Source organism: Pseudomonas sp. 30_B (assembly GCF_017491605.1).
Lineage (GTDB): Bacteria > Pseudomonadota > Gammaproteobacteria > Pseudomonadales > Pseudomonadaceae > Pseudomonas.
The window spans coordinates 1-248 of record NZ_JAFGYY010000454.1; the positions used below are offsets into that span (position 1 = coordinate 1).

The window sequence follows — 248 nt, forward strand, 5'->3', positions numbered from 1 at the left end:
GCGTGCATGCGGGTGGTGTTCATCCAGACGAAGAACGGCTTGTCGGCCTTCACCTGCTTGTCCATGAAGTTGATGGCGGCCTGGGTGGTCTCGTCGTCGATGGTTTCCATGCGCTTCTTGGTCAGCGGGCCGGTGTCCTCGATCTTGCCGTCGGCGAAGGAATGGATCACCCCGCGCGGCGAAGCGGCCTTGATGAAGGCCGGGTCGTCCTTCGGCCAGTACGGGCGCTCCGGCTCTTCCTCGGCGTT

At 63.7% G+C, this 248-nt stretch carries 1 pseudogene; it reads right to left on the reverse strand.

The annotated features are described in order from the left end of the window. Positions 1-248, reverse strand: a pseudogene (locus tag J5M67_RS29085) (arylsulfatase); the annotation flags it as partial.